This window comes from Halomonas sp. 18071143, assembly GCF_019211725.1.
GTDB lineage: Bacteria > Pseudomonadota > Gammaproteobacteria > Pseudomonadales > Halomonadaceae > Vreelandella > Vreelandella stevensii.
Genome location: NZ_CP078120.1, coordinates 3,468,001 through 3,493,881, shown reverse-complemented (window position 1 = coordinate 3,493,881; position 25,881 = coordinate 3,468,001). Strand labels below are relative to the sequence as shown.

The window sequence follows — 25,881 nt, the reverse complement described above, 5'->3', positions numbered from 1 at the left end:
CTATCAACCAGGAGAGCACCATGACGACCGTTTATCGGGTAGGGCTTGTCGGCGTTGGCTTGATGGGCCACGGCATTGCCAGCAGCTTGCTGCGCGCGGGGCATTCGCTGTGTTTTCTGGAGCACGCGGGCAACCAGCCCGTGGAGGATCTGCTGGCGGCAGGGGCCATGCCGCTGGCCAGTGGGCGGGAGGTTGCCCAGCAGGCCGATATCGTCATTCTGTGCGTGACCGGCTCACCGCAGGTGGAGGCCGTCCTGTTCGAACCCGACGGAGTGCTGGAAGGGCTGCGCCCCGGCAGCGTGGTGGTGGACTGCTCCACCGCCCTGCCCAGCTCGACGGCCCAGGTGGCGGCCCGTGTCGCGGCGGCAGGCGGGCGTTTCATGGACGCCGCCATGACGCGCACGCCCAAGGAGGCGGCCGAAGGGCGTCTCAACCTGATCGTCGGCGCGCCCACGCCGCTGTTCGAGGAGCTGCGGCCGTTGCTGGCAGCCTTCGCCGAAAACATCGCCCATGCCGGTGACGTCGGGGCGGGCCACACGCTGAAGCTGCTGCACAACTTCGTCTCGCTGGGGTTCTCGGCGGTGCTGGCGGAAGCCACGGCGGCATCGCGCAAGGCAGGCATCAGTGCCGATGCCCTGCTGGAGGTGCTGGGCGCGGGCGGCGGTGGCGGCGTGGTGCTGGAGCGCCTGCGCCCCTACATCGCCCACGACGACCCCTCCGGCTTTCGGTTTTCGGTCGCCAACGCCAGCAAGGACCTGGGCTACTACCACACCATGACCCACGAGCTGGGCGTGACTGGCGACATGGCTGGCGCCGTGCACGCGCTGTACCGCTCGGTGCCGGACCAGCAGCTGTCGATTCCTGAAGTCATCGGCGTGCTGGAGCAGCGCTGACCTACCTAATGCCGCCTATGGCCAGTCTCACCGCTTGCCATAGGCGGCCAGAAACACGTCCACTGCCCCGGTGATCTGCCGCTTCAGCTCGTCCTCCGAGGGCGGCAGGCGAACCCCCATGCGGACCTCCTTGATCAGCATACCCTGCCACATGCTGCATAGCTGGTCGGCGGCCTGGGCGGGGGCTGGCAGCGAAAGGTGTCCTGCGCTGGCCAGGCCCTCCAGCTTTTCCTGCAGCCATTGGCTCATGGCCCAGGGGCCTGCTTCGAAAAAGGCCTGCAGCAGCCTGGGGTGCTGCTCGCCCTGGTTGCTCATGACCCGCTCCACGGCCAACACGTGGGGCTCCATCAGAAACCGCACCATGCTGATGCCCACCTGAATCAACGACTGGCGCACGCCATCATGGGTGTCCGGCAATTGCTCCAGCCCTTGGCGAATCGACGCGGTTTCCCGACGAATGACGCTGCCGAACAGTGCTTCTTTCGTATCGAAGTGCCCGTATACCGTCACTTTGGAGACCCCGGCTTCCTTGGCCACGGCTTCCATGGTGACGGCATCCGGGCCGTTGCGCAGAAACAGGCAGGCGGCGGCATCCAGCATGGCATCGCGTTTGGCCAGGTCCTTGGGGCGGCCCGCGCTGCGTTTCTGGCCAGCCGGAGAGGGGGGAGAAGCACTGGTCATGCCATTCATCCATGGGTTGAGAAAAGTAAAAAATAATTATTGAACGTTAACGTACACATATTATAGTGAACGCCAACGTTCAATAATATACCCGTCGAGGCCAGCATGGGCACGCACAACTTGGGTACGCACCACCTGGGCAGGCACACTAAAACAAGGCGATATTGGTTGGGCAGCGTGCTGGCGGCTCTGCTGACCGTGGGCGCCACTGCCGCCGTGGTCGTCGTGCTCACCAGTCAACACACCAGCGCCCAGCAGCTGCGCCAGCAAGGGGCCGACAACGCCTTGCTCCAGGTGGCTACCCAGCCCCTGCAGCTGGCCACTGAAATGCGCCGCGAGGTGAAGCTGACCGGGCGAGTAGTGGCGCGCCAGTCGGTGTCACTGGCCTTCGAACCTGCCGGGCGGGTCATCGACATCCGCGTCGATCGCGGTGATCGGGTGGAACAGGGCGAGGTGCTGGCTCGCCTGGACACCCGCCGCCTGGAAAGCCGCCTGGCCGAAGTGGCGGCGCGCAGCGAAGAGGCGCGTGCCGCGCTGGCGCTGGCCCAGCGCCAGGAAGAGCGCGAGTCGCAGTTGAATCAGAGCAACTTCGCCAGCCGCACGGCCCTGGACCAGGCGAGAACGGAGCGTCTCAGCCAGCAGGCGCGGCTGGCGGCTCTGGCCGCCGAACAGGAAAGCCTTTCGGCGGATCTGGCGGACAGCACGCTGACGGCGCCGTTTGCGGGGCAAATCGTGGCTCGGCAGGTGGACGTGGGCAGCCTGGTCAGTAGCGGCACGGCGGCCTTCGATCTCGTCGATACCCGCCAGCTAGAGGCGCACATTGGCCTGCCCGCCCGGCTGGCGGGCACCCTGGCGGCGGGGGATACGGTGACGATAACGGTGCACGGGCAAGCCTTCGCAGGTGACGTGCGCGCCCGGCTGGCCCAGGTGGACAACGACAGTCGGACACAAACGCTGGTCGTGGCACTGGCAAACCCCGAGAACGTGGTGCCCGGCGATTTGGCGACGCTGACCTACACGCTGGCCGAGCCTGCCGAAGGATACTGGGTGCCGCTGTCGGCCCTGCGTGCCAGCGACCGAGGCCTGTGGAACGTACTGATTGCCGAACCGCTGGAAGACGAGCGTTACCGTGTCGCCACCGCCAGCGTCGAGCTGCTGCATACCGAAGGCGACCGCGCTTTCGTGCGTGGCACGCTGCTGCCGGGCATGCAGCTGATCACCCAGGGGGCTCACCGTATCGTGCCCGGTCAGCAGGTGACGTTAGCCAGAGGCATTGCCCATGCCGCGCATTGAGTGGCTGTTCAACCGGCGCTTGCTGGCGCTGACGCTGGGCCTGCTGGTGGTGGCGGGCCTCTCGGCGATCAATACCCTGCCCCGCGCAGAAGACCCCCACCTGGTGGCGCGCATGGCGACCGTACTGGCGCCGTTTCCGGGCGCCACGCCCGAGCAGATCGAAGCGCTGGTGGCGCGCCCCATCGAAGACGAGCTGCGCACCATTGCCGAGATCAAGGTACTGGAGTCGACCTCGCGGCCGGGCATCGCGGTGATCAGCCTGGAGCTGGAGGATAGCGTCACCCAGGTGGTGCCGATATGGAGCCGGGTGCGCGACAAGCTCAGCGATATCGCCCCCTCCCTGCCCAGCGGTGTGCAAACCCCTGAGCTGCTGGATGATCGTGGCTACGCCTTCAGCCTCGTGGCCGCGCTGCGCTGGACACAGGACACGCCCCCCAACGCCCAACTGATGGAGCGTTACGCCGAGCGGCTGGAAGACCAGTTTCGTCGCGTGGCAGGCACCGAATATACCCATCGGTTTGGCGTGGCGGGCGAACAGGTCGACGTGCTGGTCGACCCGCTGGAGCTGAATGCGCTGGGGCTTTCGGTGGGCCAACTGGCATCGGCCATCGACGCCAGCGACGGGCGCCGCACGGCGGGCCAGGTCATCACCCAGCAAAACCGCCTCACCGTGGGCATGAGCGGCGAGTTCGATGCGCTGGACCGCCTGCGTGACGTCAGCATCACGACCCGCCAGGGGCAGAGTGTCCGGCTGGGCGAAATCGCCGAGCTGCGCCGTGGTGTCCAGGACCCGCCCGCTGCCGTGGCACTGTTGAACGGTGAGCGAGCCGTCTTCGTTGGCGCACGCATGGCGCCCGGCCAGCGTATCGACGCCTGGGTCGAGCGCGCCCAGCAACGACTCGGTGATGTGGCGCTGAGCCTGCTGATGGGGCTGGTTCTGGTGGTGGCCATCCTGTTTCTCAGCATGGGCTGGCGCTCGGCGCTGACCGTCGGGCTGGCCATCCCGGCCACGGCGTTGCTGACCCTGGCGTTTTTCCGTCCGCTGGGCATGGAAATCCATCAGATGAGCATCACCGGTATTATCGTGGCGCTGGGGCTGATGGTGGATAACGCCATTGTCATGACCAACGCCCTGCGCGAGCGCTTCCTGAAGGGCGACTCGGTGCTGGCGGCCACCCGCGATACGCTGCGTCATCTTGCCGTGCCGCTGCTGGCCAGTACGCTGACCACCATTCTGGCCTTCATGCCCATCGTGCTCATGCCCGGCCCTGCCGGGGAGTTCGTGGGGCCGCTGGCCATGGCCGTCATGGTCGCGCTGGTCAGTTCGTATCTGGTGTCGCTGCTGCTGGTGCCTGCGCTCTCGCCGCTGCTGCTGGCCAAAGTGGCCGATAGCGCCCGTGTGCCCCGTGACAATGCCATCAAACGCGCCTTTCGCGGGACGGTCGCCAGCGCGCTGCGCCACCCGGTCGCCGCCATGGTGATGACCCTGTGTGTGCCGCTTGGCGGGATGGCGCTGATGCCGACCCTCGACGTGGCGTTTTTCCCGCCCGCCGACCGCGACCAGTTCCATATCGAGGTGAGGCTACCGGCGGCCAGCAGCATGGCCAATGCCCAGGCGCTGGCCCAGGAGGTGGAGCGCCAGGTTCGCGAGGTTCCCGGCGTCGTACGAGTATCTGCCTTCATCGGCGAAAGCGCGCCGATGATGTACTACAACGTGCTGACCCAGGAGGACAATAACCCGGCGTTCGTTCACCTGATCGTGGATACCACGTCGCTGGACGTGACCAACCGCGAAGTGCCGGGCCTGCAGCAGGCGCTCGACCAGCACTTTCCCCAGGCCCAGATCGTGGTACGAAAATATGAACAAGGCCCGCCGTTCAAGGCGCCCATCGAGCTGCGGGTGTATGGAGATGACCTGGAGGTGCTGTCGCAGCTGGGACAGGAGCTGGCCGGGTTGATGCACCAGTTGCCTCAGGTGACTCACGTCCGTGCCGGGATGCAGCGCGACTTGCCCAGGCTGACGCTGCAAGTAGATCAGGCGGCCCTGGGGGATGTGGGGCTGACGTATCAAAACCTGGCCGATCAGGTCAGCGCAGCGCTCTCCGGCCAGCCCGCAGGCCAGGTGCTGGAAGATACGCAGCAGCTTCCCGTGCGAGTACGCTACGCGGCGGAGTGGCGCAGCGATGCCCAGCAGCTGGCGGCGCTGCGTCTGGTCAGCGACCAGGCCAGTGAGGGGCTGCCCCTGGCAGCCGTTGCCGATACCGCCCTGACGCCTGCCTGGAGCGTGATTACCCGGCGAAATGCAGAACGTGTCCAGCTGGTGCAGGGCTTCCTCGTGTCCGATGCGCTGCCAGCGGTGTCCATGGCACAGCTGGATGCCAAACTTCAGGCCGCCCAGGCGGATGGTACGTTGGTGCTGCCCCCCGGGTACCGTATCGAGACCGGCGGTGAAGCTGCCGAGCGTGACGAGGCGGTGGGCCAGCTGCTGGCCTCGGTGGTCTTGCTGGTGATCGCCATGGTGGCCACCGTGGTGCTGGCCTTCAACTCCTTCCGTCGCGCGGCCATCGTGTTCATTGCCGGGGCCCAGGCCACCGGCATGGGAATCGTGGCCCTGTTGCTGAGCGGCCACGCGTTTGGCTTCGTGATCATCGTGGGCATCATGGGGTTGGTGGGGGTGGCCATCAACGCGGCCATCATCCTGATGGCTGCCCTGGATGACGACCCGGCCGCTCGCCAGGGTGATCTGTCGGCCATGCTGGCGGTGATCAGTGGCCCAACCAGTCGGCACATCGCATCGACCACCATCACCACCTTTGCCGGGTTGATCCCGCTCATGTTGGCGGCTGGGGGGCTATGGCCCCCCTTCGCGCAAACCGTCGGGTTTGGGCTGTTGCTCGCCACCCTGGTGTCGTTCTTCTTCACGCCCGCGCTGTATCGCTTGTGGGTGGCGAGGGCGGCCTGAATAGCGTTACTTTCCGCTTCCTGGCCCCTGAAACCTCGCTGCAGCAGGCCACCAGGCTCGCCGAAAAGATTCGTCGAGGTATCGCCAGTACTGCTTTCCAGAAAGCCGGACGCGTCACTGTCAGTCTTGGGGGTGCTGAAGCCACGTTGAATGACACGCCCAAGAGCATGATCAAATTGCGCGTCAAACCTCGGCCTTTTAGGCCGGGGAAGGATAGCGCGGCATCCCCAGGATGCCTTTGCTGACGTTTTGTACAGTGCTATACTACCCATGTCGACACGACCTACCGAGGGGCACTCGGAAAGTTACGTCTGTGGAGACGGCGTGAGACCTGGGGGATAGGCGTTGGTTCGTCACCGTAAAAATCCCCACCGGGACGTTACGGCGATAACCAAGCCATTCCCTCGGGCAGCTGTCCTTGAAGCAGAAACCAGGAAGGTAACAACCTGGGAATCCCCTTCCTTTCCGCCGTAGGCAGCAGCGCAAGCTGAGGGAGGGGAGGATGTCAAGAAACGAGTCGATAACGCGCTGTATCAGGCAAAAGAGAGCGGACGAGACCAGGTTGCATATTAACCCAAAGGGGCCATGTGGCCCCTTTCGTCATGCGGGGTAAGGGGTTCGTCTAGCGTGTGACGGCCAAGGAAGTGGCGGTGGCGTTGTCCACCGCATCCGCCAGCATCTCGGCGGTGATGGCCGAGAGTGTCCAGCCCAGGTGGCCGTGGCCCGTGTTGTAGAACACCGTCGGCATGCGGCCCGGGCCCACTTTGGGCAGCATGTTCGGCATCATCGGGCGCAGGCCAGCCCAGGGGACGACCCGCTGGGTGCTGACACCGGGAAAGCACTGCTCCACCCAGCGCACCAGCGGCTGAATGCGGTCGTTGCGAATGTCGCGATTGGCACCGTTGAACTCTGCGGTGCCCGCCACGCGGAAGCGGTCGTTGCCCAGGCGGCTGGTCACCAGCTTGGTTTCGTCATCCAGCAGGCTCACGGTGGGGGCGGCCTGTTGCGAGGCTTCGTCGTCCAGCTGCACGGTGATCGAGTAGCCCTTCACCGGGTAGATATTGACGCGGTCACCCAGCTTGGCGGCCACCGCCCGGCTGCCGACCCCGGCGCACACCACCACGCTGTCGAAGCTTTGCTGCACCGCCTCGCCATCAACGACTGCCTTGACCCAGGCGCTGTTCTCATCGGCGCCCAGGTCGGTCACCTGATGGCCGTAGTTCAGGCGCACGCCGCGTTTCGCGGCGGCTTTCGCCAGCCCATTGGTGTACTTGTGAATATCCCCCGTGGCGTCACTCTCGGTAAAAAAGCCGCCGTAGTAGCTGCCGGCCAGTGTGGGTTCGATGGCGCGCATTTCATCCGGGGTCACCGCGCGGCGTTCGAGCCCGCCCTGGTGCAGTAGCTGCGATACCCTGGCGGCATGCTCATAGCCTGCCTTGTCGCGGTAGATATGCAGGATGCCTTTCTGCTTCACGTCGAAATCGATCTGCTCGTCACGGGCCCACTGGAACAGGTGTTCTCGGGCGGCGATGGCCAGGCGGGTCGTTTCGGTGGTGTTGTCGGCATAGCGAGGAATGGCGGCGATGAATTCCGCAAACCAGCTCAACTTGTGCCAGCTCGGGCGCGGGTTCACCAGCAGCGGGGCATCGTTCTTGAGCATCCAGCGCAGGCCCTTGATGACCGTGGGCCAGTGGTTCCACACCTCTGCGTTGGAGGCAGACAGCTGCCCACCGTTGGCAAACGAGGTTTCCATGGCGGCGTAGCGATGCTTTTCGAAGACGGTGACGTCGAAACCGCGCTTTACGAGGGCGTAGGCACTGGTGATGCCAATGATCCCACCGCCAATGATGGCAATGCGTTGCATGAGTCTCTCCACAGATTGTATGAGCGTCGGGCGATACCCCCGGCAGCCTATTGGCCGGGCGTACCCCTTCCGTCATGGAACCTGAGAGATTCACGCCGCTGGAATGGCGCTTGCTCCTTCGGTGGGCTGAGTGACGCAGTCATCAACCGCTCTTCGGAACGTCATGGATGGCCGTCGCGGTCCGTTGGCCTGAGAGTTTCCGGGGTCGTTGCTCCTTCGGCGCTGGTGGCAGGCACCAGTCTCTCCCGCGATGGCATACTGACGTTGTAACGCGACGGTGCTAAAAAGGGAATAGGCGAAAGGTGGAAACATGAGCAGCAGCTGCTTTGCCAGCCACCGCGTTTTCGCTGACAATAGCGAATCCCTTCGAGCAATGGAAAAAGCGCATGCAGGCAAACGGATTTTTTGAGGGCATTGGCGAGGCGATTGGCGATGCGATCCGTATCGTGGTCGAGTTCTTGCTGGGTATCTTCACCAACTTTTTCGGTGCCTTCGACGATTTTATCGGCGGGCTGACGCGCTCGCTGGGCATCAACGACTCGTTCTTGAGCCTGGCGATTCTGCTGATTGGCCTGCTGGTACTGTGGGGTGGGCTGCGTGCGTTTTTGCGTGGCTCCATTATTGGCGGCATTTTCCGCACGCTGATTGGGCTGTTTATCCTGTCGTGGCTAATGATGTAGCGCCCCGGCCTCCGACCCACGCCTGCGCGACGCCGCAGGCGATCACTAGCCCACAGCCGCTTAACTGCAAAGGCGAAAGCGCTTCGCCAAACAGGCTCCAGCCAAAAATCACTACCGCCACCGGCTCACAGTAAGCCAGCGTACCGTATAGCGCGGTGGGCAGGCGGTTAATCGCCATCACCGCGCACAGCAGCGCCAAAAAACCGGGCACCAGGCCTGCAGCCAACAACCACGGCATTTGCCACGTGCTGGCCGCAAGCCCTGCTGGCTGCCATAGCGCAAACGGCAAGATCATCAGCGCCCCGACCGCCAACTGCCAGAAGGCGCAGGTGCGGTCATCCAGGTGGCGCGGCAAGCGGCGGTTCGCCAAGATAAAACCGCTGTAGGCTAGCATGGCCGCTAAGCCAAAACCCATGCCAATCACGTCCTGCTGATCGTCCAGGTTGAGTCGAAACTCCTGCATCATCGCGAACCCAAACAGCGCCAAGCCAATGAGCGAAACCTGCGCCGCTGCAAGCCGTTCGTTAAACAGCGCATGGGCCGCGATAGCCGCCACAATCGGCGCGAGATACACCATCAAAATGGCGTTGGCCATTTGGGTGTAGTTCATCGCCTGCACGTAAAACAGGATGAACGCCGCCAGCAAACTACCGCTAATCACCACCTGCCGCCCTGGCAGTGTGGTGAGTCCTGCATGGCGTTTTGTCAGCAGTAAATAGCCGAGCAAAAACAGCGCCCCTAACCCCAACCGGTAGAAGGTAATGCTCTCTGCATTCAGCCCGGTGATGCGTGAGATCACGCCGATGGTGGCCATGCCCACCGCCGCCACCACCGCAAGCAATAGGCTGGAAGGAGCAACGGTGAGCGAGGGAGTCGGTAGTGGCATGCTGGTCGTCCTTGAGCGAGTTTCATGAGCATATGACGCATCGTCATTTGCTTTTTTGGTGCATTTTGTCATCATCTGCACTCTTTTTGTGCAAAGGCGAGTGCGATGAAAACGTATCTTGGCAAGATGCGCGGAGAACGAACGCCGCGCCCCCGGGTAGGCTGGCAGGATGCCTGCTGGTCGTGGCTGGGTGCCTTTACTGGCATGGCGCTGATTTGCTGGCTAAGCGCCGAGTGGCTCTCCCAGCAGCTGTTGATCGTGGGCTCGTTCGGAGCAACCTCGGTGCTGATTTACGCCGCCCCGGAAAGCCCTTTTGCCCAGCCCAGCCATGTGCTGTTTGGCAGCGTGCTCTCTGCCTGTGTGGGCGTGGGCTGCTATCAACTGTTGGGGGCCACGCCGCTTTCGATGGCGTTGGCGGTGTCGCTCTCCATTTTGGTCATGCAGCTTACCCATACCGTTCACCCGCCAGGGGCTGCCGCTGCGCTGATTGCCGTGGCAGGCGGTGCCAGCGTGCATCAGTTGGGCTGGTGGTATCCGCTGATCCCCATTGGCGCAGGCTGCATCGTCATGCTGGTGGTGGCGATTCTGGTCAATAACCTGGCGCGCCACCGCCGCTATCCGCGCTACTGGTAACGCTGTAGCTGCGCTTCCAGGGCAAAAATATGCGCATCTTCGGTGCCCAACTCGCGCAGCGCTTGGGCTAGGTTCAGCAAGTAAGCACTGTTGGGGCCGCTAGGGCCGTGGGCTTGGGCAATTTGCTGGGCGATGTCGGCCAGCGGGGCATCGCCTAAAAACGCCGGGTTGTCCTCGCTGGCCAGATAAATCAGCCCCTCGCTAGGCGCTTGGTCGGCGTCAGGGTTGCCCGCCTCATCCAAAAACGTCAGCGTGACTTTTTCCCGCAGGTAGCCGTTTTTCTCCCGCACATCCAGCGGTGCCAGGACCTCCGGCGTGATGCGGTAGGCCATGCCGTGGCACACCGCGCCTTCGGCCCGAGTCAACGTCGCCACACGCCCCGGTGCTTCGGGGGTGCCGCGATGGTCGTGGGAGCCCTGCCAAAAGCGCCGCGCCCAGCCGGTAATGGCCGCAGGGCGGCGCTCCAGATAGTCGAAATCGGCCTTCCAGATCAGCGAGCCGTAGCCAAAAAGCCAGATGTCCGCATGGCCGTCGAAGAAGTTTCTTTGCTGGTTTAACGTCGTGGTATCAAGCAACATAAGCGATCTACATGTTGATCAAAGTGGCTGCACGCGCATGGCGTTAACGGTGGTTCATCATCCGGGTTATACGATTGATTTACCAGCCAATCACCCCTTCCCCATGGAAAAGTTTCGGGTGCTTCGGCAACCGCAGAGCCTCGAATGGCATCCCCGCCGCCCGTCATGCTCGAAAGCTTACCGCGCGTGCACTCCCGTGAAGACTGCGATTGAAAAGGATGAACCCGATGCGCGCTATTTTTCTGGTCGATAACGGCTCTCTGCGGCCTCAGGCAACCCACAGCCTGCGCCGCGTGGCGGCAGCGCTGAGCGAGCAGGTGGGCGACACCGTTCAAGCGGCTTCGCTGCTGCACTCCAACAAGATCCCCGCTGAAGAGGTCGATGGTATTCCGGCCATTACCCTGGGCCCCGCCGCCGAGCGCAGCGCCGAAGCGGGGGCCACCGAGATCATCGTACTGCCGTACTTCTTTGGCCCCAGCCAGGCGCTGACCGGCTACTTGCCCGAGCGGATGGCGGCCCTGCAGGCCCGTTTCCCCCAGGTGAAAGTACGCGTTGCCCAGCCGCTGGTGGACGAGCGGGGCGGTAACGACCTGCGCCTGGCCGTGCTGCTTGCCGATCACGTGCGCGCGCAGTTGCCCGATCGGCAGGCGGCCAGGGTGGCGCTGGTAGACCACGGCAGCCCGCTGCCGGAAGTCACTGCCGTACGCAACCGCTTGGCGGGGCAGCTCAGCGCGCTGCTGGCCGATGACGTGCACTGCGTGGCGGCAGCCTCCATGGAGCGCCGAGAAGGCGACGCATACCGCTTCAACGAGCCGCTGCTGGAGCATCTGCTGGATACGCCCGAGTTCAGCGCCAGCGGCGACGTGGTGCTGGCCATGCTGTTTCTCTCGCCTGGCCGCCACGCCGGGGAAGGTGGCGACATCGCCGAGATTTGTGCCGCCGCCGAACAGCGCCACCCAGGCCTGCGGGTGCGGCCGACGGCGCTGGTGGGCGAGCATCCTGCGATTGTCGATATCCTGGCCACGCGACTTCGCCAAGCACTTGATGGCGAACGCTTTCTACTGGAAATGCCCGTCCAGCCGCCAAACGCCCGATGACCGGAAACGCGCCGGGGAGATGTAACGTCGCCCAAAGGCGCGTAGAATCGCGTGCTTTTGCACGCATGTCGCTCCTCCATCGGGGCTATGTCGCCAACCAGGGTCTCTATCTTGATCGCCACCGCCAACATCACCATGCAGTTTGGGGCCAAGCCCCTGTTCGAAAATGTTTCCGTCAAGTTCAATAACGGCCATCGCTACGGTTTGATTGGCGCCAACGGCTGCGGTAAGTCTACCTTCATGAAAATCCTCGGCGGCGAGCTGGAACCCTCGTCTGGCCAGGTGATGCTGGACAGCAGCACCCGGCTGGGCAAGCTGCGTCAGGACCAGTTTGCCTATGAGAACGAGAGGGTGATCGACACCGTTATCATGGGCAACGCGGAGCTGTGGAAAGTGACCGCCGAGCGCGAGCGCATCTACTCGCTGGCCGAGATGAGCGAAGAAGACGGCATGGCCGTGGCCGACCTGGAAGTGCAGTATGCCGAGCTGGATGGCTACACCGCCGAGTCCCGCGCGGGCGAGCTGCTGCTGGGCCTGGGCATTCCGCTGGAGCAGCACACTGGCCCCATGAGCGAAGTCGCTCCCGGCTGGAAACTGCGCGTGCTGCTGGCCCAGGCACTGTTCTCCGACCCGGACGTACTGCTGCTCGACGAGCCCACCAACCACCTGGACATCAACACCATCCGCTGGCTGGAAGAGATTCTGAAAGCGCGCAGCAGCACCATGGTGATCATTTCCCACGACCGCCACTTTCTGAACAGCGTCTGCACCCACATGGCCGACCTGGATTACGGCGAGATCACCCTGTTCCCCGGTAACTACGACGACTACATGACGGCGGCCACCGCTGCGCGTGAGCGTCAGTATGCCGACAACGCCAAGAAAAAAGCGCAAATTGCCGAGCTTCAGCAGTTCGTCAGCCGCTTCTCGGCGAACGCTTCCAAGGCCAAGCAGGCCACCTCCCGGGCGCGCCAGATCGACAAGATCAAGCTGGAAGACATCAAGCCCTCCAGTCGCGTCAGTCCGTTCATTCGTTTCGACCAGAACAAGAAGATTCACCGCAACGCGGTAAACGTCGATGCCATTACCAAAGGCTACGACGGCGAACCGCTGTTCAAGCGTTTTTCCATGACCGTGGAAGCGGGCGAGCGGATTGCCATTATCGGCCCCAACGGCATTGGTAAAACCACCCTGCTGAAAACCCTGGCCGGTGACCTGCGCCCCGATGCTGGCGAAGTGAAGTGGACCGACGCCGCCGAGCTTGGCATCTTCGCCCAGGACCACGCCGATGACTTTGCTAATGACGCCACCCTGTTCGAGTGGATGAGCCAGTGGACCAAAGGCGGCGAACAGGTGGTACGTGGCGCGCTAGGCCGCATGCTGTTCTCCAGCGACGACATCAACAAGTCGGTAAAGGTGATCTCTGGGGGCGAGCAAGGGCGGATGCTGTTCGGTAAGCTAACGCTCACCAACCCCAACGTGCTGCTGATGGACGAACCCACCAACCACCTGGACATGGAGTCCATCGAGGCGCTCAACCTGGCGCTGGAGAACTATCCTGGCACGCTGCTGTTCGTCAGCCACGACCGCGAGTTTGTCTCCAGCCTCGCCACCCGCATTATCGACATGCAGCCAGAGGGCATCGTCGACTTCAGCGGCAGCTACGACGACTACCTGCGTAGCCAGGGCGTGGTATGAGTTAGCCGATAATCTGAGCATAGGTGGATTCGCTGGCAGGTTCCCTGTCAGCATCCAGCATTTTACCGCTGAAGGTCTCGTTCATCTCCTTGGCGAGCTCTACATACACGTGCATCTGCTGATTGCGACGTTTATGCAGCGGCGGTTTTACCAGCAGGCTAACCCCACGGATCGGCTCGTGGGTTTCGCCCCTCAGCAGGTCGGGCATTTCCCCCGGCGGAAAAGCATTGGCCACGGTGACAGGGTTGGAGGGCTGCTGACCGTCGATCAGAAAGACTTTCTTGATGGCATCGTAATGGGCGCCTTTTTCCCTCAGCCACTCGGTCAGTCGGGCATCGGTCGAGGCATCCGGCTGATTGAAGATGACGAACAGCGAATGCTGTTTTACCTTGCCGGTTCGTTTGGTGGGCGGCGGCGGAGGCTCTTCAGCGGGCGGGGGTGTGGTGTCCTTGGCCACGGAGGGGGAAGGCTCCACGGCCTTTTCCCTGGCACGCCGCCGCTTGGGCATGACGACGTAGATGAAGATCAACGCGGCCACCACGCCCAGTAACAAGGAGGCGAAAGCCAGCAGTACGGGAAGAGAAGTCATATCCATGGAGTGAATCCCTGTTGTCCGTTAACGCCTGGGCGTTATTCAACCGCCAGATGGAAGCATTGAGCGCCAGGGCCAGCGCGACCCATAGCCAGTAAGGCACCATCAGCCACGCAGCGAGGAGAGTGGCCTGGCCAGCAGTTGCGCGCCATAGACGGCCAGGCTGGCGTTGCGCAGAGGTGCATCTTCGGTCATGTAGACCCGCCATGCCGCGATGGCCATCAGCAGGTACAGGATACCCCAGGCAATGGGAAAAGCGAGGTCGGGCGGTGTCCAGCGGGGCTTGCGCAGTGCCCGGTACCAGCCATCGGGGCGAAAGCGTGCCCCCGTCATGGCGGCGGCTCCCACCAGCAGTAACGAGACGAGCAGCGCCATCAAAGAACCGAACATGAGCGACCTCTCCAGCAGCAGGGGGTATCGCGTTAAAACGATAGAATCAACAGATTAACAGCGTTTCACGCGTTCAAGGCATAAAAAAAGCACCACCTGAGTGATGCTTTTCATGCTTAAGGGTTCCCCCCGGTGGGGAAACCCCGAACACGCGTTGGCCTGAAATGCTTAGCCGATACGGTCGTAACCGTTATCCAGGAAAGGATAATCGGTGTAGCCCTTTTCGTCGCCGCCGTAGAAGGTTTCGTGGTTCGGCTCGGTCAGCGGAGCGTTGATGCGGAAACGCTCCGGCAGGTCCGGGTTGGCGATGTAAGGGCGGCCAAAGGCCACGGCATCGGTGGTGTTTTCCTTGATGCGCGCTTCGGCACGTTCGGCGTCGTAGTTGCCGCAATAGATCAGACTGCCGCTGAAGCGCTCGCGCATCTGCTCGCGGAAACCATCGGGGAAGGTGATATCGCCACCTGCCCAGTTGGGCTCGTTCAGGTGCAGGTAGGCCAGGCCGCGCTTGGAAAGCTCTTCGGCCATGTAGAACGCCATGGCTTCCGGCTCGTCGTCGGTCAAGCCAAACAGCTCGATGAACGGCGTCATGCGGATACCGACACGCTCAGCACCAAACACGTCCACCACGGCATCGACCACTTCCAGCGGGAAGCGGGCACGGTTTTCCAGCGAGCCGCCGTACTGGTCGGTACGCTGGTTGGTGCCGGTGGCCAGGAACTGGTTCAGCAGGTAAGCATTGGCAGCGTGTACTTCGACCATGTCGAACCCTGCCCGCTTGGCGCGAATGGCCGCCTGACGGTAATCCTCCACGATACCGGGAATCTCGTCGGTCTCCAGCGCGCGGGGCGTGCTGGTGGGGTGCTGACCCGCGGTGCCGTCTTCGAACTCGACGAAACACTGGGCGCCTTCCCCTTTCAGGGCGCTGGGGGCAACCGGCTGCTGGCCATCGGGCTGCACCATCTCATGGGAAACGCGACCCACGTGCCATAGCTGCAGGGCAATCCGGCCACCCTTGGCATGCACGGCATTCACCACCCCTTTCCAGCCCGCTTCCTGCTCATCGGTCCAGATGCCGGGCGTGTAGACATAGCCACGAGCCGTAGGGGAGATATTGGTGGCTTCGCTGATGATCAAGCCCGCGCCTGCACGCTGGCCGTAATAAGCTTCCTGCATCTTGCCCGGCACGCTATCCGGCGTGCGCGAACGAGTCAGCGGCGCCATGATGACGCGGTTAGGAAGATTCAGGCTACCCAGCGTGGTGGGGGACAGCAGCGTTTCGTACGCCATGAGGCAAACTCCTTGTAACGCGGTGAGAGTGACAGTGGCAAAAGAATAGACCAGTTTACTACTTGGTGCCAATGATTGAGCCAGTGCCAACGATTAACCTATGAACGTATTAGTGGGGACGCTTCAGCAAAACAAAACCCCTCCGGAGGAAATTAAGCGGGGAAGGGGGATCATGACGAATCCTGCACCAGGCGACCTTGGCTGAAGCTCGGCACGGGTTGCTTTCAGGGGTACCGTTCTACATCATGAGGTCAACTGAACAGTGAGGAGGGTTTAGCGTGTGTCATATGATGCCAATCAAGTGTCTGGGAAAACGGCATGACACCTAAACTCCCCATCAATATCAATGACCTGCTCCATCACCGCACGATAGAAAGTGAGCGCATTGAATATAAGGCGGGGTGGAATCCTGAAGCCATCCTGCACACCTTGTGCGCCTTCGCCAACGACTTTCACAATCTGGGTGGTGGTTATGTGCTTGTTGGTGTTGCAGAGGAAAATGGTCAGCCACAGCTACCACCGGCTGGTTTGTTACCCGAACAAATCGATGCCATCCAGAAAGAGCTGTTGAATCTGGGGCATTCAGCCATTGCGCCACATTATCATCCGTTAACGGCTACCTATGAGATCCAGGGCAAAACGATCCTTGTACTATGGGCGCCTGGCGGAGAGACTCGCCCTTACAAAGCCAAGGCCAGCTTGAGCAACAAGAGCGATTGGGCTTATTACCTGCGTAAACACACCAGCACCGTGAAGGCCTCGGGACAGAATGAACGTGAGCTGCTCAGTTTGGCGGCTACCGTGCCTTTTGATGATCGCTACCGCCAAATGGCCACCTTGAATGATCTGTCACCTTATTTGCTACGTGATTTCTTGCACGAGATTGGCAGTGAATTGTTGGCTGAAGCTCGTGCGCTGGATATTGAAACCTTGGGGCGCCGTATGAACGTAGTGGGTGGGCCAAGTGAAATCGCCTTTCCCAAGAATGTTGGCCTCCTGTTTTTTAATGAGCAACCCGAGCAATTCTTCCCCGCGACTCAGATCGATGTGGTGTACTTCCCTGACGGTGCAGGCGGTGACCATTTTGAAGAAAAAGTGTTCAAGGGGCCGCTTGGTCGCATCACTCGCGATGCTCTGGACTACATCAATCGAAACTACCTCAAAGAGGGCGTGACAAAACACGCTGATCGCCCTCAGGCTGAACGTTTCTGGAACTACCCATTGGCTGCCATTGAAGAAGCGGTCGTGAACGCGGTGTACCATCGTTCCTATGAAATTCGTGAACCCATTGAAATACGTCTCGATGGTCAAGAACTGGTGGTGCTGAGCTTCCCGGGTCCTGACCGCTCTATCCGTTTACAGGACTTACAAGCCGGTAAAGCTGTCAGCCGTCGCTACCGGAATCGACGCATCGGTGAGTTTTTAAAAGAGCTGGATTTGACGGAAGGTCGTTCAACGGGAGTGCCCAAAATCCTCCGCGTGATGAAGGCAAATGGCTCCCCAGAACCGATATTCGAAACTGACGATGAACGCAGCTACTTTCTCATTCGGCTGCCTGTGCATACAGGCTTCCTCATTGAAGCTGCTGCTGAAGAGCCTGCCTTGGATATCATGGATCCAGCAGGGCCTAAGCAGGGACTAAGTAAGGAGCAAGTAGAACTTCTCCAGGCCTGCGTGGAAGAAGTACCGATCACCTTTCTAATGAGCATCATGGGTCGCGCTAACCGAACAAAATTTCGCACTGGGCTGCTGAATCCACTGCTCGATGCAGGGTTGATTGAAATGACTCAACCTGAGTCGCCGCGTAGCCCAACGCAAAAATATCGGTTAAGTGCTGAGGGCAAACAAATAATTGCCCATGGGGGCAAAAAATGAAAGCAAACGGTTAGAGACGGCTCTTTGACCAAGGCCAGCGGCGCTTGGCGGGCGTGTCGATCTGTCCGATGGCGCTGGTGAGCGGCAGCATGATGGCGCTGAGCTGGCGGTGGCAGACGGCGCTGCTGAGCACGCCGGGGCACTGCTTGAGCAGCAGGTCGCACTGCTGCGAGGCGATGAACAGCTGCTCGACCACCGCCGGGGCGAATAGTGGCTTGGCTTGCTGGCAGCAGCGGGTCAGCTCGCGGGAGAGCAGGGAGAGCATGCTGCTATCCAGCCAGCAGGGCAGCGGATCTTCCAGCCTTCCTGCAATCGAGTGCTGAACGGCTTCAAACGACGTGCGTAAAAACAGCAGGGTTTGACGAAGCTGGCGCTGTTCACTGGTCATGGGACGTTCCTTCACCTCAACGGCTCTTTCTCTGCCAGGGGGATGGCTAAAAAGAGAGTGTTTCTCATTTGCATCTTTTGGTGAAGATAGCCTCCTTCAATCGCAGTGTCAATCACAGGCTATGAGCGGGCAGGCTGACATTCGCCAACCCATGGGTGCTGTAAGTGCCATCAACGCTTAGCGTGTCAGCAGGTAAACCCCCTGCAGGAAGTAGAACACCCCAATGCCGGTGACGATCCAGCGGGTCCAGGTGCGGAAGTTGGCATCGGTCAGGCGGTGCAGGATCCGCGTGCCGGTTTGGGTGCCCAGCATGGCAAAGGGCGCGGCCAGCAACACCATGGCCCACTCGCCAGCGCTGAGTGCCAGCGCTGCCCCCAGGTAAAAGATGATCTTGATGGAGTGGGCGACGACCTGAATCATCGCCTTGGTGGCCACCACCTGGCGGCGGTCCATGTGGGAGCGCACGAAGAAGATGTCGATCAGCGGGCCAGACACCCCGGCGGCGATGGTCAGGCCGCCGGAGGCCAGGCCGCAGCATACGGCATGGCTGGGACGTTTGGCGTCCAGTTGAAACCAGTGTTTGGGCATCCAGACCAGTAGCGGCATCAGGCCGATCAGCAGCGACACCGTCGCCGCGTTGGGCGCGTAGTTGAAGAGCAGCAGCAACCCGGCGGCGCTCGTAACCCCCAGCGTCATGAGCGCCACGATCCGCCAGACGATGAAGTGTCGCGATAGCCACGCCCGCGACCCATTGGCGGTCAGCTGAATGACCCCATGCACGGCCATGGCGGTGCCTGCCGGGAAGATCACCAGCAGAAACCACAGCAACACCAGCCCGCCCGCCATGCCAAACACGCCAGACAGTAGGGAAGTAAAAAACACCACGCCAACGAATAGGCTACCTACCCACAGGGTCATGATGCGTGCCCTCAGCTACGGCAAAAGGGCCCGACCTGATAGAAGCGTCGACACTGAAACTCGGCTTCACAGCTGTTCAGCTGGGCTTGATAACGCCCGGCTCGCTGGGCGACCTGGCGGCCCGCGCTGAGCACGTGGGGCTTATTGCGGTAGGTGCCACGCTGATAGCCGCCCGCGCCTTCATGGTAAGCGTAATAAAGGTGTTCGGGGTTGCTCAGGGAAATGCCGGTTTGCGCGCGGGTGCGGGCGTTGTACCAGCCGATGAAGTCGGTGGCGTGCTTCATGTGAGTGCGCCGCGCAAACATGCTGCCCGCCTGGTCGCGGTATTCGCCCCACACCGGGTCCTGTGCCTGGGCATAGCCCCTGGCCGATGAAGGGCGCGGGCCGGGAATGAAGCCCAGGTAGCGCTTGCGGTCGGGGCGCACATGGCTACGGAACGAGGACTCCTGCTGAATGAACGACATCTGGGTGGCAATCGGCGTGCCCCACTGCTCCTGAGACTCCCGCGCATAGTCGTACCAGCTGGGCTGCTCGCGGAAGATTTCGCAGATGTTGCTCTGGTCCTGTGGCGGGCTGGGCGCCAATGAGGCACACCCCGACAGCAGCAACAGCGCCGCGATGCTCAACCATAGGCGCCAGGCCAGAGAGTTATCAACAGGGCGATGCATAGGACGTTCCTTGTGAATAAGTGGTTATACGGGGTCAGTGCCCCTGGCGCAGCAGTGGTTCCAGGCAGCGGCGCAGGCGCTGCGCTTCGCGTGCCAGGGTTTCCCCCGACAGCATACCCACCCCCATCACCAGGCCCACGCGAGGGTCAGAGGCGGCGCACACCGGGCTCAAAGGCCGCACGATCAAGTGCTCTTTCAGCAGCGCCTGGGCGATGGCCACGTCGTTAACGCCCGGCGCGAACTCCACGCACAGGCTGATGGCACTGCTGGGCGGCGAGACCGAGCGCACCTGAGGCAGCGAGCACAGCTGGTCGTGCAGCACCTGCTGGCGGCCTAGATAATCCCGTTGAATACGCCGACACCAGGCATCCAGGTCGCCGTCGAAGATGAACTGGGCCAGCACCGCCTGGTCCAGCATGCGGCCCTCGCGAAACAGCTCGCTGCGCAGGCGGTTCATTGGCCCCGCCAAGTGGCGCGGCACCACCAGATAGCCCAGCCGCAGGCCGGGAAACATCATCTTGGAGAACGAGCCTACCAGCAAATGGCGCTCAGAGGTGGTATCAAAAAGTAGATTGGCATGATCGTCCCGGTTGAACTCGTAGTCATCCTCGACCACATAGCGGGGCGCAAGCGCCTCGCACAAGCGCTGCTTGTGGGCGGCACGGGTCGGCACGCTGAGCGGGTAGTGGTGCGAGCCGGTAAGGTAAGCCAGCGTGACCGGGCCGGAAGCGGTGGGCAGTGTATGGCCCGTGTCCGGCTGCCAAGGCAGCATGTCGATGTTCAAGCCCGCCGCCGTGAAGACGTTGCGCGCCCCCCAGTAACAGGGCGACTCCATGGCCACCGTGTCGCCCACATCCGCCAGGGCCACGGCGCACAGCTCGATGCCGTTGTGGGTGCCGTCGGTAATGATGATCTGCTCAGTATCGCAGTGAATATTGCGCCAGCGGGCCAGAAATTCGCGGATGGCCCGCTTCAGCGGCCCGTAGCCGCCGGTGGAGTAGGAGAGCAGCAGGGCGTTTTGCGGCACCGTGACGCTGGCATAGAGCTGGCGCCACTTGCGCATCGGGAACTGAGCGATATCGGGAATGCCCGGCACGAAGGCGCCGCTTTGAACAGTACTTGCCCCCGGCCATCGCAGTACTCGCTGGGCACGATTGGATAGTTGTACCTTGGTGGGCGTTGAGATGGTGGGAGCCGCCACTTTACAGCTCCACGTTCCACTGCCGTGTGAGGTTGTAAGCAGTCCTTCTTCGATAAGCGTGGCAACCGCTAAAGAAAAGGTGTTCCGAGCGACTCCTAAGGCTGCCGCAAGCTTGCGATGTGAAGGTAGTCGAGTTTGGTGAGGCCACTCTTGATTGATCGATTGCCTTAATGCCTGCTCTAACCTTACTTGCTTACTCAACCGTTCAGGCTGCTGCGCATAGCTTTTTATGAGTTGTTGTAAAGCGACTTGGCAATCCATCCAAGTTCTCCCTTGTCGATAATGCTCTTTCAATATCGTAGTAAAACAGAAAAGTGGTCTGCTTGAACGCAAAAGTGGTGCATTCTCCTGCCTAAGATTTGCTGCTAGCGTGCTTGTTAGGTTTTAGACCAGGAGAATGTTATGAGCTTTATAGAACAGTGGTTGCACGATGCCGTACCGGCCCTGGTGGGCGGGCAGTGGCGTAAGGGCCAGCAGACCTTCGCGGTGGACAACCCCGCCACCGGCGAAACCATCGCCCACGTGGCGGATTTAAGCGCCGACGACACACGCGACGCCGTGGCTGCCGCTTACGAAGCCGGTGCCGCCTGGCGCACCACCCCGGTGAAACAGCGCTCGGCCCTGCTGCGCCGCTGGTTTGAGCTGGTCAATGAGCACGCCGACGACCTGGCCCGCCTGATGACCCTGGAGCAGGGCAAGCCGCTGGCGGAAGCTAAAGGCGAAGTGACCTACGGCGCCTCGTTCATCGAGTTCTTCGCCGAAGAAGCCAAGCGCATGGCCGGGGAAACCCTGCCCAGCCACGGCGCTGACAAGCGCCTGCTGGTACTGCGCGAGCCGGTAGGCGTGGTGGCCGCGATCACCCCGTGGAACTTCCCGCTGGCGATGATTACCCGCAAGTGCGCCCCGGCCCTGGCTGCGGGCTGCACCGTGGTCATCAAACCCGCCGAAGCCACCCCGCTCACCGCGCTGGCCGCCGCCTACCTGGCGCTGGAAGCGGGCCTTCCCGCCGGCACCATCAACGTGGTAACGGCCTCCAAGCCTGCCGCCGTGGGCGAAGTGCTCACCACCGATGCACGGGTGCGCAAAGTGTCGTTTACCGGCTCTACCCCGGTGGGTAAGCACTTACTTGCACAGTGCGCCAGCACGGTGAAGAAAACCGCCATGGAGCTGGGCGGCAACGCGCCGTTCATCGTGTTTGACGACGCCGATGTGGACGCCGCCGTGAACGGTGCCATCGCCTCCAAGTTCCGCAACGCCGGGCAAACCTGCGTATGCACTAACCGCTTCCTGGTGCAGGACGGCATTTACGATGCCTTCGTCGCCAAGCTCACCGAACGCGTGAACGCACTCAAGGTAGGAGACGGCCTAGCCGACGGCAGCATCATCGGCCCGCTGATCAACCAGGCAGCGGTGGATAAAGTGCAGCGCCACGTCGATGACGCGGTAAATAAAGGCGCGCGGCTGCTGTGCGGCGGCCAGCCCCACGCGGCGGGCGAGCGCTTCTTCACCCCCACGGTGCTGGCGGATGTGACCACCCAAATGGCCGTGGCCGATGAAGAGACTTTCGGCCCAGTCGCGCCGGTGTTCCGCTTCAAGCAGGACGAAGAAGCCATCGCCATGGCCAACGACACGCCGTTTGGCCTGGCTGCCTACTTCTACGCCACGGATTACCGCCGCATCTGGCGCACCATGGAAGCGCTTGAATACGGCATGGTGGGCGTGAACGAAGGCTTGATCTCCACCGAGCTGGCGCCCTTTGGCGGCGTGAAGGAGTCCGGGTTGGGCCGTGAAGGCTCCCACCACGGATTGGATGAATTTACCGAACTGAAATACGTCTGCGTAGGCGGCCTGTAAAGAGAACGATGATGACTAACCAAGAATTGAATGAACTGAAAAACCGCTTCGTGGCTAACGGTGCCGCCACGCCCACCACCCAGTTTGCCGAGCGCGCCGAAAACGCCGAGCTGTGGGACGCCGACGGCAACCGCTGGATCGACTTCGCGGGCGGCATCGGCGTGCTCAACCTGGGCCACCGCCACCCGAAAATCGTGGCCGCCGTGGAAGCGCAGCTCAAGAAAGTCATGCACACCAGCGCGGCGGTCATTTCCTACGCGCCCTACGTGCAGCTGTGCCAGAAGCTCTGCGAACTCACCCCGGTGCGCGGCCCCGAGCGCAAAGCCATGCTGGTGAACACCGGCGCCGAAGCGCTGGAAAACGCCGTGAAGATCGCCCGCGCCGCCACTGGCCGCACCGGCATCATCACGTTTGACGGTGCCTTCCACGGCCGCACCATGATGACCCTGGCGATGACCGGCAAGGTGCTGCCCTACAAGAACGACTTCGGCCCCATGCCGGGCGACGTGTTCCGCGCACCGTTCCCCAACCCGCTGCACGGCATTAGCGAAGAAGCCTCGCTGAACGCCATTCGCACGCTGTTCAAGACCGATATCGCCCCGCACCGCACGGCGGCCATCGTGATCGAGCCGGTTCAGGGCGAAGGCGGTTTCTACATCGCCTCACCGGACTACCTAAAAGCCCTGCGAGCGCTATGTGACGAGCACGGCATTCTGCTGATCGCTGACGAAGTGCAGTCCGGTTTTGCCCGTACCGGCAAGTTGTTTGCGCTGGAGCATAGCGGCATCGAAGCGGATATTCTCACCACCGCCAAGAGCCTCGCCAACGGCATGCCGCTCTCTGCGGTGGTCGGCACCGCCAAGGTGATGGACGCCTCCGGCCCCAACTCCCTGGGCGGCACCTACAGCGGCAACCCGCTCTCTTGCGCGGCGGCCCTGGCGGTAATCGACGCCATCGAAGAAGAGAACATCCTGGCCCGCAGCGAACAGATGGGCAACATGCTGGCCGAACGCTTCGCCGCCTGGGAAGAACGCTTCCCCGCCGTCGCCCACGGCCGTCAACTCGGCGCCATGGCCGCGTTTGAACTGCTCAACGGTGACGGCGAGCCCGACCCACAGCTCACCGCCGCGCTCTGCGCCAAAGCCCGGGAGAAAGGCCTGATCCTCCTTTCCTGTGGTTTCTACGGCAACAGCATCCGCATTCTGGTGCCGCTGACGGTGTCGTCTGCGGTGCTGGAGGAGGGGTTGAGTATTATTGAGCAGTCGTTGGAAGCGCTTTGTTAACACACGACGAAGCTTTACACAGCTCGCCGTCGCCATACTGCGAAAGTGGTGGGTAATTGGCGGGCAATTCTATTTTTGAACCTGCATTTGCGCTAAGTGTTTGTGGTATCCCTACAGGGTTTCTCTACCATGCCCCGAGTAACCGGCGTGGAGTGGGATATTGCCCTGGTGGCCGCCATGGATCATCCCGGCAGTGAGGATGTGATCGAAACCCCGCTTGTCCGGTGAAAGCGGTACAAAGCGGAGACATTGCGCAAATGGTGGCCTTTGATCGCAACGTGGATGCCCTTGAATTGGCAAACTCGTCGCCTAACCCATGAACAGGCGCATGAGCGCGTTACGCCGAATAACTTTGAGCCAGCTCACGAAACGCCTTGGCTGCGGGGCTTAACGGGCGGTGTCGCGGCCAGGATAACCCCAGTTCCATGGGCGGGATGGGGTTGCTCAATTCAATATGCTCGATGCGCTTGCCATCCAGCGACCAGGGCCGGTATACCATATCGGAAAGCAGTGTGATGCCGGTGCCATTGGCCACCATGCTGCGCACCGCCTCCACCGAGGAGGTGCGAAACAGGATGTTAGGCGTTAGCCCTTCTGGTTTCCAGTATTTCATGGCGGACTGGTCCGCTTCATCCACGGTCAGCATGATATAGGGATAATGGGCAATATCTCTGAGCGTGATGTGCTCCTGCTTGAGGAGTTCGTGTTGCCCGTTTACCCAAAGCCGCCGTTTAGACTGCGTCAGCGTCAGTGTTTCCAGCCACTGGTAATGTTCAATATTGGACGTCAGTATGGTGGCCAAATCGAAATCACCCGCCTTTAGACCCTGCTCGATATCCGGGCGCGGCACCTCGTGTAATTCCACCCTGACCCAGGGGTAGCGTCGCTGAAACTGCGCCAGCAAAGGCGGCATGAAATACCCTGCGACCGTATAGGTCATCGCCAGCCTCAAGGTTCCCTTGAGCGTGGAGTGGGTGTCTTCCAGGCTATCAAAAGCATCATTTAACGCCTGAAAGGCGTAGTTGACCCGTTGTAGAAAGCGGTTGCCTTCGCGGGTCAGGATCATCCCTCGGCTGGTTCGGCGAAACAGCGCCACCCCCAATTGTTCCTCCACCTCCTTGACCCCGGTGGTGATTGAGGACTGCGAGACATTCAGGTCAACCGCGGCCTGTATGACGCGCCCGCTTTTGGCCACCGCCATCACATAACGCAGCTTACGCAGGGATAAATCGCGCATCATGGGCGTCTGACTCCTGCCTTCGGATTTTTTGATATCATTCTACAAGAATTAATATTACCAATGTCTCTTCTTAACTGTCATTAATAAATGCGACGACCAAGGAGAGACGTAATGACCACAACAATTGATCTGAATGCGGATATGGGAGAAAGCTTCGGTGCCTGGTCAATAGGGGATGGTGTTGATGCCGATATCATGCCATTGATCAGTTCGGCCAATATCGCCGCCGGCTTTCATGCCGGCGACCCCAGTACCATGCGAGCGACCCTGCAGCTGGCTGCCCGCCACGGCGTCGGGGTCGGTGTGCATCCGGGGTTTCGTGATCTGGTGGGATTCGGGCGGCGGGCGATTGCCGCAGCACCGGAAGAGCTCGTCAACGATGCCCTTTATCAACTGGGGGCCCTGCGCGAGCTGGCGCATCTGGAAGGTCTTAACATGCAGCATTTCAAGCTGCATGGGGCCTTGTTCATGCACGCCGCCAAGGATGCCGACTTTGCCGGATTGCTGTGTGAAGGCCTAGCCAGGGTTGCACCGCAGCTGCCTGTCTATTGTCTGGCGGGGTCGGCGCTGGATGAGGCAGCACGCATGCAAGGACTGCCCAGAGTGCAAGAGTTCTATGCCGACCGGGATTATAACGACGAAGGCAGTATTGTCTTCGTGCGCAAGGTGCAGCGCCTGGACCCCGATACAGTGGCGCAGAAAGTGTTGCGTGCCTGCCAGCAAGGCACGGTGGAAGCTGTATCGGGCAAGTCCGTGGCGGTGGATTTCCAGTCTATCTGTATTCATAGCGATACTCCAGGGGCGCTGGCGCTGGTTAAGGCCGTGCGTAAGGCCCTGGATGATGCCGGGATTCGGGTAACACGCCCCACACCCTCAGCGACGGCTAACGCCTGAACCAGGCGACTGGCGCTGACGAATGA

The 25,881-nt window shown here is 61.6% G+C and carries 23 protein-coding genes and 2 riboswitches; of the genes, 11 read left to right on the top strand and 12 right to left on the bottom strand.

Going from position 1 to position 25,881, the window contains the following annotated elements; genetic code table 11:
• The first annotated feature begins 20 nt into the window (after positions 1-20).
• Positions 21-893, top strand: a complete 873-nt coding sequence (locus KVY02_RS16375; protein ID WP_039175071.1) for an NAD(P)-dependent oxidoreductase — start codon at positions 21-23, stop codon at positions 891-893.
• A 27-nt stretch (positions 894-920) separates the two neighbouring features.
• Here the strand turns inward: KVY02_RS16375 and KVY02_RS16370 are convergent, their stop codons facing one another.
• Positions 921-1,574, bottom strand: a complete 654-nt coding sequence (locus tag KVY02_RS16370; protein WP_039175073.1) for a TetR/AcrR family transcriptional regulator — start codon at positions 1,572-1,574, stop codon at positions 921-923.
• 177 nt (positions 1,575-1,751) lie between these two features.
• On the opposite strand from KVY02_RS16370, the gene KVY02_RS16365 reads away from it, so the two are divergent.
• Positions 1,752-2,867, top strand: a complete 1,116-nt coding sequence (locus tag KVY02_RS16365; RefSeq protein WP_256357614.1) for an efflux RND transporter periplasmic adaptor subunit — start codon at positions 1,752-1,754, stop codon at positions 2,865-2,867.
• A complete protein-coding gene (locus tag KVY02_RS16360) occupies positions 2,854-5,829 on the top strand; it encodes an efflux RND transporter permease subunit (RefSeq protein ID WP_218313944.1) in 2,976 nt (991 codons plus the stop codon). The genes KVY02_RS16365 and KVY02_RS16360 overlap by 14 nt, the downstream gene beginning before the upstream one ends.
• 622 nt (positions 5,830-6,451) lie before the next feature.
• Here the strand turns inward: KVY02_RS16360 and KVY02_RS16355 are convergent.
• Positions 6,452-7,693, bottom strand: coding sequence for a D-amino acid dehydrogenase (locus KVY02_RS16355; protein WP_218313943.1), 1,242 nt, complete (start codon positions 7,691-7,693; stop codon positions 6,452-6,454).
• Positions 7,694-7,752: 59 nt separating this feature from the next.
• Positions 7,753-7,860, bottom strand: a riboswitch (glycine riboswitch).
• A riboswitch (glycine riboswitch) is annotated at positions 7,861-7,951 on the bottom strand.
• 128 nt (positions 7,952-8,079) lie between these two features.
• On the opposite strand from KVY02_RS16355, the gene KVY02_RS16350 reads away from it, so the two are divergent.
• Positions 8,080-8,373, top strand: coding sequence for a hypothetical protein (locus tag KVY02_RS16350; protein ID WP_016915216.1), 294 nt, complete (start codon positions 8,080-8,082; stop codon positions 8,371-8,373).
• On the opposite strand, the gene KVY02_RS16345 is transcribed toward KVY02_RS16350, so the two are convergent.
• Entirely contained in the window at positions 8,348-9,259 is a 912-nt protein-coding gene (locus tag KVY02_RS16345; protein ID WP_218313942.1) for a DMT family transporter, read from the bottom strand. The two genes, KVY02_RS16350 and KVY02_RS16345, sit on opposite strands and share 26 nt — an antisense overlap.
• A 105-nt stretch (positions 9,260-9,364) precedes the next feature.
• On the opposite strand from KVY02_RS16345, the gene KVY02_RS16340 reads away from it, so the two are divergent.
• Entirely contained in the window at positions 9,365-9,892 is a 528-nt protein-coding gene (locus tag KVY02_RS16340; protein WP_016915214.1) for an HPP family protein, read from the top strand.
• On the opposite strand, the gene KVY02_RS16335 is transcribed toward KVY02_RS16340, so the two are convergent.
• Positions 9,883-10,470 carry a gamma-glutamylcyclotransferase gene (locus KVY02_RS16335; RefSeq protein ID WP_016915213.1) on the bottom strand — a complete coding sequence of 196 codons (588 nt, stop codon included), beginning with the start codon at positions 10,468-10,470 and terminating at the stop codon, positions 9,883-9,885. The two genes, KVY02_RS16340 and KVY02_RS16335, sit on opposite strands and share 10 nt — an antisense overlap.
• A gap of 227 nt (positions 10,471-10,697) precedes the next feature.
• Here KVY02_RS16335 and KVY02_RS16330 point away from each other — a divergent pair, with 227 nt between their 5' ends.
• Positions 10,698-11,567 carry a sirohydrochlorin chelatase gene (locus KVY02_RS16330; RefSeq protein WP_218313941.1) on the top strand — a complete coding sequence of 290 codons (870 nt, stop codon included), beginning with the start codon at positions 10,698-10,700 and terminating at the stop codon, positions 11,565-11,567.
• A 111-nt stretch (positions 11,568-11,678) separates the two neighbouring features.
• Positions 11,679-13,265, top strand: a complete 1,587-nt coding sequence (locus KVY02_RS16325) for an ABC-F family ATPase (protein ID WP_218313940.1) — start codon at positions 11,679-11,681, stop codon at positions 13,263-13,265.
• Between the two features lies 1 nt (position 13,266).
• On the opposite strand, the gene KVY02_RS16320 is transcribed toward KVY02_RS16325, so the two are convergent.
• From KVY02_RS16320 to KVY02_RS16310, 3 genes are all read right to left on the bottom strand, one after another.
• Positions 13,267-13,860, bottom strand: a complete 594-nt coding sequence (locus KVY02_RS16320; protein WP_218313939.1) for a cell division protein ZipA C-terminal FtsZ-binding domain-containing protein — start codon at positions 13,858-13,860, stop codon at positions 13,267-13,269.
• A 102-nt stretch (positions 13,861-13,962) separates the two neighbouring features.
• Complete coding sequence (locus KVY02_RS16315) at positions 13,963-14,247, bottom strand: TspO/MBR family protein (protein WP_256357523.1); 285 nt, start codon at positions 14,245-14,247, stop codon at positions 13,963-13,965.
• A gap of 168 nt (positions 14,248-14,415) precedes the next feature.
• Positions 14,416-15,534 carry an alkene reductase gene (locus KVY02_RS16310; protein WP_039175090.1) on the bottom strand — a complete coding sequence of 373 codons (1,119 nt, stop codon included), beginning with the start codon at positions 15,532-15,534 and terminating at the stop codon, positions 14,416-14,418.
• A gap of 318 nt (positions 15,535-15,852) precedes the next feature.
• Here KVY02_RS16310 and KVY02_RS16305 point away from each other — a divergent pair, with 318 nt between their 5' ends.
• On the top strand, positions 15,853-17,409 hold the full coding sequence (locus KVY02_RS16305; RefSeq protein WP_218313938.1) for a Fic family protein: 1,557 nt from the start codon (positions 15,853-15,855) through the stop codon (positions 17,407-17,409).
• A 10-nt stretch (positions 17,410-17,419) separates the two neighbouring features.
• Here KVY02_RS16305 and KVY02_RS16300 read toward each other — a convergent pair whose 3' ends face one another.
• From KVY02_RS16300 to KVY02_RS16285, 4 genes are all read right to left on the bottom strand, one after another.
• Positions 17,420-17,797 carry a hypothetical protein gene (locus KVY02_RS16300; RefSeq protein WP_081194538.1) on the bottom strand — a complete coding sequence of 126 codons (378 nt, stop codon included), beginning with the start codon at positions 17,795-17,797 and terminating at the stop codon, positions 17,420-17,422.
• Between the two features lie 177 nt (positions 17,798-17,974).
• On the bottom strand, positions 17,975-18,715 hold the full coding sequence (locus KVY02_RS16295) for a sulfite exporter TauE/SafE family protein (protein WP_218313937.1): 741 nt from the start codon (positions 18,713-18,715) through the stop codon (positions 17,975-17,977).
• A gap of 11 nt (positions 18,716-18,726) precedes the next feature.
• The gene (locus tag KVY02_RS16290) at positions 18,727-19,383 is read right to left on the bottom strand and encodes a transglycosylase SLT domain-containing protein (RefSeq protein WP_016915206.1); all 657 of its coding nucleotides are present in this window, start codon (positions 19,381-19,383) and stop codon (positions 18,727-18,729) included.
• 34 nt (positions 19,384-19,417) lie between these two features.
• Positions 19,418-20,845: an aminotransferase-like domain-containing protein gene (locus KVY02_RS16285; RefSeq protein WP_218313936.1), complete on the bottom strand. Its 1,428-nt coding sequence runs from the start codon at positions 20,843-20,845 to the stop codon at positions 19,418-19,420.
• A 141-nt stretch (positions 20,846-20,986) separates the two neighbouring features.
• Between KVY02_RS16285 and KVY02_RS16280 the strand changes: the two genes are divergently transcribed.
• Positions 20,987-22,438, top strand: coding sequence for an NAD-dependent succinate-semialdehyde dehydrogenase (locus tag KVY02_RS16280; protein ID WP_218313935.1), 1,452 nt, complete (start codon positions 20,987-20,989; stop codon positions 22,436-22,438).
• Between the two features lie 11 nt (positions 22,439-22,449).
• On the top strand, positions 22,450-23,721 hold the full coding sequence (gabT, locus tag KVY02_RS16275) for a 4-aminobutyrate--2-oxoglutarate transaminase (protein WP_218313934.1): 1,272 nt from the start codon (positions 22,450-22,452) through the stop codon (positions 23,719-23,721).
• A gap of 337 nt (positions 23,722-24,058) precedes the next feature.
• Here gabT and KVY02_RS16270 read toward each other — a convergent pair whose 3' ends face one another.
• Positions 24,059-24,961, bottom strand: coding sequence for a LysR substrate-binding domain-containing protein (locus KVY02_RS16270; RefSeq protein ID WP_218313933.1), 903 nt, complete (start codon positions 24,959-24,961; stop codon positions 24,059-24,061).
• Positions 24,962-25,072: 111 nt separating this feature from the next.
• Between KVY02_RS16270 and KVY02_RS16265 the strand changes: the two genes are divergently transcribed.
• Positions 25,073-25,855, top strand: a complete 783-nt coding sequence (locus KVY02_RS16265) for a 5-oxoprolinase subunit PxpA (protein WP_218313932.1) — start codon at positions 25,073-25,075, stop codon at positions 25,853-25,855.
• The last annotated feature ends 26 nt before the right edge of the window (positions 25,856-25,881 follow it).

What these genes read in the sequence shown, in the direction of transcription:
- KVY02_RS16300 (WP_081194538.1), bottom strand. Translation starts at nt 17,797, where the DNA reads ATGACCAGTGAACAGCGCCAGCTTCGTCAAACCCTGCTGTTTTTACGC.
- KVY02_RS16295 (WP_218313937.1), bottom strand. Translation starts at nt 18,715, where the DNA reads ATGACCCTGTGGGTAGGTAGCCTATTCGTTGGCGTGGTGTTTTTTACT.
- KVY02_RS16290 (WP_016915206.1), bottom strand. Translation starts at nt 19,383, where the DNA reads ATGCATCGCCCTGTTGATAACTCTCTGGCCTGGCGCCTATGGTTGAGC.
- KVY02_RS16285 (WP_218313936.1), bottom strand. Translation starts at nt 20,845, where the DNA reads ATGGATTGCCAAGTCGCTTTACAACAACTCATAAAAAGCTATGCGCAG.
- KVY02_RS16350 (WP_016915216.1), top strand. Translation starts at nt 8,080, where the DNA reads ATGCAGGCAAACGGATTTTTTGAGGGCATTGGCGAGGCGATTGGCGAT.
- KVY02_RS16305 (WP_218313938.1), top strand. Translation starts at nt 15,853, where the DNA reads ATGACACCTAAACTCCCCATCAATATCAATGACCTGCTCCATCACCGC.
- KVY02_RS16375 (WP_039175071.1), top strand. Translation starts at nt 21, where the DNA reads ATGACGACCGTTTATCGGGTAGGGCTTGTCGGCGTTGGCTTGATGGGC.
- KVY02_RS16335 (WP_016915213.1), bottom strand. Translation starts at nt 10,470, where the DNA reads ATGTTGCTTGATACCACGACGTTAAACCAGCAAAGAAACTTCTTCGAC.
- KVY02_RS16320 (WP_218313939.1), bottom strand. Translation starts at nt 13,860, where the DNA reads ATGGATATGACTTCTCTTCCCGTACTGCTGGCTTTCGCCTCCTTGTTA.
- KVY02_RS16355 (WP_218313943.1), bottom strand. Translation starts at nt 7,693, where the DNA reads ATGCAACGCATTGCCATCATTGGCGGTGGGATCATTGGCATCACCAGT.
- KVY02_RS16370 (WP_039175073.1), bottom strand. Translation starts at nt 1,574, where the DNA reads ATGACCAGTGCTTCTCCCCCCTCTCCGGCTGGCCAGAAACGCAGCGCG.
- KVY02_RS16340 (WP_016915214.1), top strand. Translation starts at nt 9,365, where the DNA reads ATGAAAACGTATCTTGGCAAGATGCGCGGAGAACGAACGCCGCGCCCC.
- KVY02_RS16280 (WP_218313935.1), top strand. Translation starts at nt 20,987, where the DNA reads ATGAGCTTTATAGAACAGTGGTTGCACGATGCCGTACCGGCCCTGGTG.
- KVY02_RS16360 (WP_218313944.1), top strand. Translation starts at nt 2,854, where the DNA reads ATGCCGCGCATTGAGTGGCTGTTCAACCGGCGCTTGCTGGCGCTGACG.
- KVY02_RS16315 (WP_256357523.1), bottom strand. Translation starts at nt 14,247, where the DNA reads ATGTTCGGTTCTTTGATGGCGCTGCTCGTCTCGTTACTGCTGGTGGGA.
- gabT (WP_218313934.1), top strand. Translation starts at nt 22,450, where the DNA reads ATGACTAACCAAGAATTGAATGAACTGAAAAACCGCTTCGTGGCTAAC.
- KVY02_RS16310 (WP_039175090.1), bottom strand. Translation starts at nt 15,534, where the DNA reads ATGGCGTACGAAACGCTGCTGTCCCCCACCACGCTGGGTAGCCTGAAT.
- KVY02_RS16270 (WP_218313933.1), bottom strand. Translation starts at nt 24,961, where the DNA reads ATGATGCGCGATTTATCCCTGCGTAAGCTGCGTTATGTGATGGCGGTG.
- KVY02_RS16265 (WP_218313932.1), top strand. Translation starts at nt 25,073, where the DNA reads ATGACCACAACAATTGATCTGAATGCGGATATGGGAGAAAGCTTCGGT.
- KVY02_RS16330 (WP_218313941.1), top strand. Translation starts at nt 10,698, where the DNA reads ATGCGCGCTATTTTTCTGGTCGATAACGGCTCTCTGCGGCCTCAGGCA.
- KVY02_RS16345 (WP_218313942.1), bottom strand. Translation starts at nt 9,259, where the DNA reads ATGCCACTACCGACTCCCTCGCTCACCGTTGCTCCTTCCAGCCTATTG.